Source organism: Corynebacterium sp. H128 (genome assembly GCF_037482625.1).
GTDB lineage: Bacteria > Actinomycetota > Actinomycetes > Mycobacteriales > Mycobacteriaceae > Corynebacterium.
Window position 1 is genome coordinate 148137 of record NZ_JBBHKW010000007.1, and the last position, 8109, is coordinate 156245.

The 8109-nt window shown below is 57.6% G+C and carries 7 protein-coding genes and 2 pseudogenes; 5 read left to right on the plus strand and 4 right to left on the minus strand.

Features of this window, described 5'->3' with window-relative positions:
• Window positions 1-24: 24 nt before the first annotated feature.
• Both WG915_RS08110 and WG915_RS08115 read right to left on the minus strand, forming a co-directional pair.
• Window positions 25-2202, minus strand: coding sequence for a heavy metal translocating P-type ATPase (locus WG915_RS08110; protein ID WP_339564877.1), 2178 nt, complete (start codon window positions 2200-2202; stop codon window positions 25-27).
• Between the two features lie 109 nt (window positions 2203-2311).
• Entirely contained in the window at window positions 2312-2515 is a 204-nt protein-coding gene (locus WG915_RS08115) for a heavy-metal-associated domain-containing protein (RefSeq protein WP_339564878.1), read from the minus strand.
• Between the two features lie 185 nt (window positions 2516-2700).
• Here WG915_RS08115 and trxA point away from each other — a divergent pair, with 185 nt between their 5' ends.
• Window positions 2701-3087 (plus strand): thioredoxin, encoded by a 387-nt coding sequence (trxA, locus tag WG915_RS08120; RefSeq protein ID WP_339564879.1) that lies wholly within the window; start codon window positions 2701-2703, stop codon window positions 3085-3087.
• Between the two features lie 106 nt (window positions 3088-3193).
• Window positions 3194-4066, plus strand: coding sequence for a PspA/IM30 family protein (locus tag WG915_RS08125; RefSeq protein ID WP_339564880.1), 873 nt, complete (start codon window positions 3194-3196; stop codon window positions 4064-4066).
• 74 nt (window positions 4067-4140) lie between these two features.
• Here WG915_RS08125 and WG915_RS11615 read toward each other — a convergent pair.
• Window positions 4141-4485 (minus strand): annotated as a pseudogene (locus WG915_RS11615) (NYN domain-containing protein); the annotation flags it as partial.
• A 299-nt stretch (window positions 4486-4784) separates the two neighbouring features.
• Window positions 4785-5358: pseudogene (locus tag WG915_RS11620) on the minus strand (NYN domain-containing protein); the annotation flags it as partial.
• Between the two features lie 231 nt (window positions 5359-5589).
• Here WG915_RS11620 and WG915_RS08135 point away from each other — a divergent pair.
• Genes WG915_RS08135 through WG915_RS08145 form a run of 3 tightly spaced genes read left to right on the plus strand, consistent with a single transcriptional unit; the run spans window position 5590 to window position 7817 of the window.
• Window positions 5590-5973: a GntR family transcriptional regulator gene (locus WG915_RS08135; RefSeq protein ID WP_339564882.1), complete on the plus strand. Its 384-nt coding sequence runs from the start codon at window positions 5590-5592 to the stop codon at window positions 5971-5973.
• Window positions 5970-6812 (plus strand): ABC transporter ATP-binding protein, encoded by an 843-nt coding sequence (locus WG915_RS08140; protein ID WP_339564883.1) that lies wholly within the window; start codon window positions 5970-5972, stop codon window positions 6810-6812. Before WG915_RS08135 ends, WG915_RS08140 begins: the two co-directional genes overlap by 4 nt.
• Window positions 6813-7817, plus strand: a complete 1005-nt coding sequence (locus tag WG915_RS08145; protein ID WP_339564884.1) for a hypothetical protein — start codon at window positions 6813-6815, stop codon at window positions 7815-7817. It begins immediately after the preceding gene.
• Window positions 7818-8109 lie beyond the last annotated feature (292 nt).

Genomic DNA, 8109 nt, shown 5'->3' on the forward strand with positions numbered 1-8109 from the left:
GGGCTGGGCTGGTCGCGGGCGGTTTTAGCGGAAGCTGCTGCGAAAACCCCGCAGACGGAGGGAGTTGGTGACTACGAACACCGAGCTGAGCGCCATCGCTGCGCCCGCCAGCATTGGATTGAGAAAGCCGAGGGCAGCCACTGGAATGAGCACCACGTTGTAGGCAAAGGCCCAGAACAGATTGCCGCGAATGGTGCGAAGCGTCGCGCGAGAGAGGTTAATGACGTCGACTGTCGAGCGGGGGTCATTGTTCATGATGGTGATGTCGCTGGCTTCGATGGCTACGTCAGTTCCGGCCCCCATCGCCAAGCCCAGATCCGCCTGTGCCAGCGCCGCGGCATCATTGATGCCGTCACCGACCATGGCTACCGTGTGGCCCTGCTGCTGCAGTTTGGCTACCTGCGCCACCTTGTCGGCCGGCAACACATTGGCGATCACGTGGTCAATTCCCAATTGCTGTGCGACGTCCCTCGCGGCGCCTTCGTTGTCGCCGCTAAGGAGCCAGGGGTCGATCCCACGTTCTCTTAGCTTTGCAATGGCCTCGGCGGCCGCGGGTTTGGGAGTGTCCCGGACAACCAGGAGGCCGTATGGTCGACCATTGACCATAACCGCAACCGGGGTGGCGCCAGTGCTGCGGGCCTGAGCGGCCCGATTCTCCAGCTCTGGTGGCAACGCTTCCGGGCGGGTCACCCGAACTTCTTGCCCCGCTACGGTGGCGCTGACACCGATTCCGGCCTCAGTGTTGAAGTTGCTGGCGCTCGGTACCTCGCCAGCTGCGGAAACTATCGCGCGGGCGATCGGATGCTCGGAACCTTGTTCTGCGGCGGCCGCTAGTGAGAGGGAATCGCTAGGGCCATGGACTTCAGTGACTTGCATGTTTCCCGAGGTGAGAGTGCCGGTCTTATCGAAGACGATGCTGTCCACCTTGCGGGTGGCCTCCAGTACCTCCGGCCCCTTGATCAGGAGGCCGAGCTGCGCGCCGCGGCCGGTGCCCACTAGCAGCGCGGTTGGAGTGGCCAATCCAAGGGCACACGGGCAAGCGATGATCAAGACGGCGACGGCGGCGGAGAAAGCGTTGGCGACAGGGGAGCCCACCAGTAGGTGGGCCAGCAGGGTCACTAGCGCTGCAAGAATCACGATTGGCACGAACACCTGCGATACTTTGTCCACTGTGCGCTGTACTGGAGCCTTCCGGGCTTGCGCTTGCGTTACTAATCGAGCCATGGCCGCGAGAGTGGTGTCTTCGCCGACTCGGGTGGCCTCGACTAGGAGCCGTCCGGAACTGTTCAGCGTGGCACCGATGACCCGCTCGCCAGCTGTAACCTCCACCGGCACTGACTCGCCCGTGATCATGGAAGTGTCCACTGCAGAATGGCCACTAATGATGATTCCGTCGGTGGCGATCTTCTCGCCAGGGCGAACGATGAAATGTTCTCCGGTCGCTAGCTCAGAAATCGGGATCGCGGTCTCGATGCCGTCGCGAAGCACGTGCACCTCTTTGGCACCTAAATCGAGCAGCGCCTTGAGCGCTGCGGAGGAGCGTCCTTTCGCACGCGCTTCGAACCACCGGCCAAGCAGGAGGAACACAATCACCATGGACGCTGTTTCTAGGTAGATGGCATCCAAGCCGCTGCTAGCGTGAGCGGCGTGGCCGGTGAAACTCATCCGCATGTGCATGCCCGCTGCGCCAGCCCCGCCGAAGAACAGGGCGATGAGAGACCACAAAAATGCGGCGGTGGTTCCCAGCGAGATGAGCGTGTCCATGGTGAAAGCCCCGTGGCGCAGATTCTTGAGGGTGGCGCGGTGGAAAGGCCAGCCACCCCACCCGTACACCGGCGTTGCCAGGGCCAGCACAACCCACTGCCAGTAGGGGAACTGCAGAGCGGGGATCATCGAGAGCAACATAACTGGGGTGGCGAGCAGTGCAGAGATGATCAAACGGTCTTGTAAGCGAGTGTGCTCCGCACCCGCGTCCGGTACTTCTTCCTGGGCTAGGGTTGCGTCGTAGCCAGTGTTCTGGACAACTCGGATGAGTTCCGCCGGGTTGGTCAGGGCTGGGTCAAAGGTGACGCTAGCGGTTTCGGTGGCGAAGTTTACTGTTGCCGCTACGCCTTCGACCTTGTTGAGTTTGCGTTCTACGCGCGAGGAGCATGAAGTGCAGGTCATTCCCGTGACGTCGAGTTCAATGTGGGCCGTATTCATGATTCTCCCTAACTCCTAGTGCTAACACTCGCCCAATATACCCCTAGGGGGTATTGGGGGGGGCAACTAAAAAAGCCGACCCGATGGGGGTCGGCAGGGGGTGGTGAACCTAGTGTTCGACGACCTTATAGCCGGCCTCGATAACGGCCTCAATGATTGCATCGTCGGAGAAATCTTCGCCGTGCACAGCCATGCGCCCAGAGGCCAAGTCAATATCGACCCCCTGCGTGCCATGAACCTCGTTGACCTCGGCCTCAATTGCCTTCACGCAATGCTCACAGGTCATGCCCTCGATCTGGTAATTCTTGGTCACTTAAAATCTGGCCCTTTCACGAAACCGGGTTGCTATTCATGCCTCATCAGAACACATTATTAACTGATCATTGATCAAATGTGAAAACGTGGTTGGCATCACAGGCAAGGGGGCAGGAATAACTAGCGAGTAGATATGGTTGAAACTGCAAAGCGCAACACCGACATCTTTGAGGAGCAAAAGTAATGGCAACTGTAAATATCACCGAGGCTGATTTTGAGCAGACAATCATGGGCGGTGGCATCGTCCTCGTCGATTTCTGGGCAACCTGGTGCGGGCCTTGCCGTCAGTTCGCTCCCGTGTTTGAGAAGGTCTCCGAAAACCACTCCGATGCGGTGTTCGCCAAGGTAGACACCGATGCGAACCAGGGCATTTCTGCCGCGCTCGAGATCCAGTCGATTCCAACGCTGATGGTCTTCCGCGACGGAATCATGGTCTTCCGACAGGCTGGTGTGCTGCCAGCACCAGCGCTCGAGGATCTGATCTCTCAGGTGAAGGCGCTCGACATGGATGACGTGCGCCGCCAGGTCGCAGAGCAGAACAAGGAACAGGACGCAGCTGAGTCTGACTAGTTACCTTTTTGATACCGCCAGCCTGCGCTTTTGGGCAGCGCGCCAGGAAATTTGCAACTACCATGGGGTAAAACTTGTCAAATCCACAGAAATGAGTTGAACCATCATGGCGAATCCATTTAGCAAGGGCTGGAAGTATCTCTCCGCATCTTTGGACGCGAAGATTGATGAAAATGCTGACCCCAAGGTGCAGATTCAGCAAGCGATGGAGGCTGCGAAGGAACAACACCGCAAGATCTCTGAGCAGGCTGCGGCGGTAATCGGTAACCAGCACCAGCTTGAAATGCAGCTGGACCGCTTGGTTAAGGAGCAGGATTCCCTCCAGGACAAGGCTCGCCAGGCGATCATGGCTGCAGATAAGGCTTCGACCGAGGGCGATCAGACCAAGGCCGCTGAGTTCACTAACACTGCCGAGATTTTTGCTTCTCAGTTGGTTGCCGTCGAGCAGCAGCTGGAGCAGACGAAAGCGATGCACACGCAGGGGGCTGCTGCGGCCGAGCAGGCCAAGAAGCAGCAGAAGGAATCCGAGATGCGGCTGCGGGATCAGATGGCTCAAATTGATGAGCTGCGCGCCCAGGCTGATCAGGCCTCCATGCAGGATAAGGTGAGCCAGTCCATGGACACCATTAATCAGTTTGGCAAGGATGATTCAGTGCCGACGCTTGACGACGTCCGCGCCAAGATCGAGCGTCGCTACGCAAATGCGCTTGGCGCGCAGGAGCTAGCGGAGTCCACGATGAGCGATCGGATGGCGGAGATTCAAAGCGCAGGCAGTGACCTTAAGGCTAATGCTCGCCTCGAGGAGATCCGTGCGCAGATGAACGCTGGCAAGGAGCTTAGCGACGGCAAAGGCGATTCTCCTGCGGAACTTGAGGAAGCGAAGGACGCTACAGCTACTGCGGACGCAGACGCAGTAGAAGAAGTGACGGTTTCCGAAGTTAAGGATGCCAAGACGGATAAGGCAGCCGAAGAAGAGTAATTTCAGCTAGTTCGAAAAAGGAACCTCCCTGGATCTTTCGATCTGGGGAGGTTCCGCTAGTTGCACAGGGCTGTTTAGTCCGTGCGGCGGTTCAGGTTGATCAGCACGCCACGAATCCCGGAGTGGAATCCGTCGCGTAGGCTGACTCGCTGCGATTCTGTGAGCGTGTACTCGTGGAGAGTCTCGCAGGCGAACTGGAGTAGGGGACGGTCAATCTCGGGTGGTAAACCGCCGCCTGAAAACAGATGTGCGGAGTCGCGTTGCTCTGCATTGGCGGCGTTGTCATACCACCAGGAGGCATACTGTTGTCCCACGTCGAAAGGGGTCTGGAAACCGGCAGAGGCCCAGACTTCGTTCGGCAGCGGTACGTAGCGTGAGCGCAGTTTACGCCGCGGCGCCATCATTGAGGGGCTTGGTGCGGCTGGGCGGGAATCGAGTTGTTCCTCCACCTCGTCCTCAACTTCGGAGGGCTGTTGTTGCGCTGCTTGTTGGGCGAGCACGGCAGGAGTGGGAACGGCCGGAGCCTCATCGGGCTGTCGCGATGCCGGTTCCTGCTCGGTAGACAGTTGAATACGCTCGGTGTCAGAGAGGCAGTCTCGATCGTCTTCGCGTGGCTTTACCGGGGTGGTTTCCCCAGGCCGGGGTGGGAAATGTGGCACAGCGTCGTTGTAGCTGGTGGTGCCATCGACGTCGATAGGCTCGGCATCTCCGATGGGCTTGGTCCGTACGACTGGCGGCAGCGGCCCTTCGAGGACCTGCAGTTGCATGCAGTCAGAGAAATCCTCGCGCGGATCCAGAATGGTCGTCGAGTCGCAGGCGTGGCGGAGGGCAGAGGACATGGAGTCCCAGCCGAAGCCGTAGAGATGAACCCGGACGCCAGCGTTGACCGCTTCTTGGACACCCGGGATCATGTCCGCATCGCCAGAGACCAGCACGATGTCGGAGCAGGTGCCCCGTACGCCGGCGAGGACAAGGTCGGCGACGAGACGCGTGTCGACGGCCTTTTGTGTCCGACGCTCGCCCCATTCAATGAGCTGACCTGCGCGAAGTTGGACACCATCGCAGGTGCGGAGCGCGCGCTGGTAACGGTGGGGGCCGGTATCTGGGATGCCGTCGTACCAGAACTGGCGGTGGATAGGTTGCTTAATGTGGTTTTCGATCATCGTTCCCATGACGGCAACGACCTCGGGAAGATCAATTTCTAATTGTGCTCGGGCTCCGGTTTCCCACGAGTTGTAAAAGCTCGCGAGCAGGTAAGACGTGTCCACAAAGACCATTGTTCGTTCAAGCATGGCTCCTAATTTCCGTTCATTTGCGTTTTCTAAGTTGTGTATAACCAGCATGCCTTAAAACCCCCCTCCACGTCGAAAAATTTCCGATATGACTCACACTGGGGTGTGTGACCAGTGGGTTTGTTTTGGTCGCGGGTAGCGACGCGCAGAAGGTGCTGGGAGGCCTTGCGCTATTCACGCTTTGCTTCTATGGTTAGTTACATAAGTAACCAACCAACGAAGGGGTGTGCTGTGGATGAATCAACCGCACCACTATTTCGCCAAATTGCTGACCTCATTGAAGATGCCATCGTCGAGGGCTCGTTGGCCGTCGGAGAGCGCGCACCATCCACTAACGAACTAGCCGAATTTCATCGCATTAACCCCGCAACAGCACGAAAAGGGTTGACGCTGCTGGTGGATGCAGGCGTCCTGGAGAAGCGAAGGGGAATCGGCATGTTTGTGACCAGTACGGCTCGCAGTGTGATTGTGGCCAGGCGTCGAGAAGCTTTCCCGGCGGCCTATTTGGCACCACTGATCGATGAAGCGGTCAAGCTCGACATGTCTCGAGCAGATCTCCACGAACTAATCGACCGCGTGGCGGAATCCCGCGGACTCTATGAGGAGCAACGATGATCCACATCAACAACCTAAACGTCTCTTTCAAAGAACCAGTCTTGGATGGGCTCAATGTGGACTTAGCTCCAGAGCTTATCCACGGGCTCATCGGCCCCAATGGCGCTGGCAAGACTACATTGATGCGCGTGCTCGCCGGGCAGCAACGCTACTCCGGAACGGTCAGTGAGTTCGGAGAAGAGCCTTGGGATAATGAAAGCACCATGTCTCAGACCATTTATGCCGGTGTGGACATGCCTCTCATGCCGCGTTGGTCCGGCAAGAAGATCTTCGGCCTTGCTGCGCAGCGCTGGCAGAGCTTCGATGAGGCGCGTGCCCACGAGTTGGCTGCTCGCTTTGAAGTGCCCGTCGATAAGCCCAATGTAAAGCTTTCGCTAGGCCAACGGTCTGCATTGCTGCTGTGCTTCGGGCTAGCCGCCCGTTGTCGCCTCACCCTGCTCGACGAGCCCTACCTTGGTATCGACGCCGAGCGGCGGGAGCTCCTCTATCGCACCGTGCTCGAAGAGCAAGAACTTGAGGTGCGCACCATCGTACTTTCCACGCACCACATCAATGAGTCTGCGCGCGTCCTGGACGCAGTGCACCTGCTTTACGACGGCAAGATCACCATCTCCGCCACAGCCCCCGAGTTGCAATCTCGTGTTGTCGCCCTCCTGGGTCCCAACGTTCGTGCAGATCAAGTATCTACGGGTGTGCTCAGTCGAGAGAAATCTGCCGGCTATTCGCGCCTGATCGTGGACATGTCGGCGCTTGGTAGCGTCCCAGAAGGCTTGCGTGCAGAACCTGTAGACCTGGAAACCGCTGTGCTGGCTTTGTCCGCGCGAACGGAGGCGAACTAAATGAAACGCTTTCTGGCGCTCCTCTTTGAACCGGCTTTTATGCCTCTCCAATTAATGTGTGTAGTTTACGCAGCAATGTTGCAGGGTGAAACAACATTTGAGCGGATTGTTTTGAGTATTTGGTATTTCAACTTGCCACTCACCTTCCTTATTTCGCGCACCAAGTATCAGATGTTCAACCTGCCAAAGCGATCGTGGCGACGCGCCTTCTTGATCGGCAATGTCTTCGGAGCACTTGCGATGTGTAGTGTCGCAGCATTGCGATATCCGCAGTACCTGAGCCTATATATGGCCATCTATGCAGCGGGGTTTCTAACTGGGATGTATTTCGGTGAGAAAGATGGCCGGCGGGGCAGTTTCAGCGGACCTCGAATAAGTGCAGGTACCAGGCCACAGCTTCCAGCCTGGCTCGGAAGTGGGCTGGCACCGATGCTGATGCCTTGGCTCGTCTACTTTGGGTTGACGCTCATAATCATCGGGCTATTGGTTTGGCGGCAGCGTGAGCTGGGGGACATGTCCTCTTATATCGGTATGGTCTTCGGCTTGATATGGGTTTCGCCAATGCTCACGCTTTACAGTTGCCGTTCGTGGATCGCCCTCGGCCGTGCGCGGCGCGCATGGATCAAGTTGAGTTGGGTGAGTGACGCTGTAGCCATAGCGCTAGCGATGCTCGGCGTTGTGTTCCTGTGGGCGGCGTTCCCAGCGCAAGTGTCATTGTGGCCAACAGTGTTTGCTGTGTTGGCGGCGGGGTCCTTCCTTGTCAGTAGCTATAACACCATCGTGCTTTCCAATCGCTTGTGGCTGATCATCATAGGGGTTTCTGTATCGCCGGCGATTTCGGTTGGACTGGCGGCCGTCATCAGTAGCCGAGTGAGCAGCCCGTGGTTGACGGCAGCGGTGACGCTTGGGATGGTGGCGTTGTCCTTGCTAATCGCAATTCCGCTCCGTAGCCGGATGGTTTTCAGCTACGCGCCGAAAAATCTGCAGCCAAGGTTTGGATTTTAGCCGTTTTACCTGGGGGTTTGTGTTGTTGGTTGGGGGTGTGTAACTTTATGTGAGTCAGCGCGACCGACAACGCCCCGCCTTTGGGTGTGCGGCGGTAGGAAAACGAGTCGTTGGCGAAACTCCTTGCTTCTGATTGTGATTGCCTGTTGTGGGTGGTTGTGGTTGGTGTGCGTGTGTTGTTTGAGAACTCAATAGTGTGCCAAGTACTTATTTTGATACTTTTTGTATCTTTTGATTTTTTGGTTGTGTGTTGGTGCCGGCAGGCCCGGAGGGGTCTGTGTAAGCATTTAAT

Bases quoted from the DNA above. Each gene is read 5' to 3' on its own strand.
- WG915_RS08110 (WP_339564877.1), bottom strand. From the start codon at position 2,202: ATGAATACGGCCCACATTGAACTCGACGTCACGGGAATGACCTGCACT.
- trxA (WP_339564879.1), top strand. From the start codon at position 2,701: ATGGCAACTGTAAATATCACCGAGGCTGATTTTGAGCAGACAATCATG.
- WG915_RS08125 (WP_339564880.1), top strand. From the start codon at position 3,194: ATGGCGAATCCATTTAGCAAGGGCTGGAAGTATCTCTCCGCATCTTTG.
- WG915_RS08140 (WP_339564883.1), top strand. From the start codon at position 5,970: ATGATCCACATCAACAACCTAAACGTCTCTTTCAAAGAACCAGTCTTG.
- WG915_RS08145 (WP_339564884.1), top strand. From the start codon at position 6,813: ATGAAACGCTTTCTGGCGCTCCTCTTTGAACCGGCTTTTATGCCTCTC.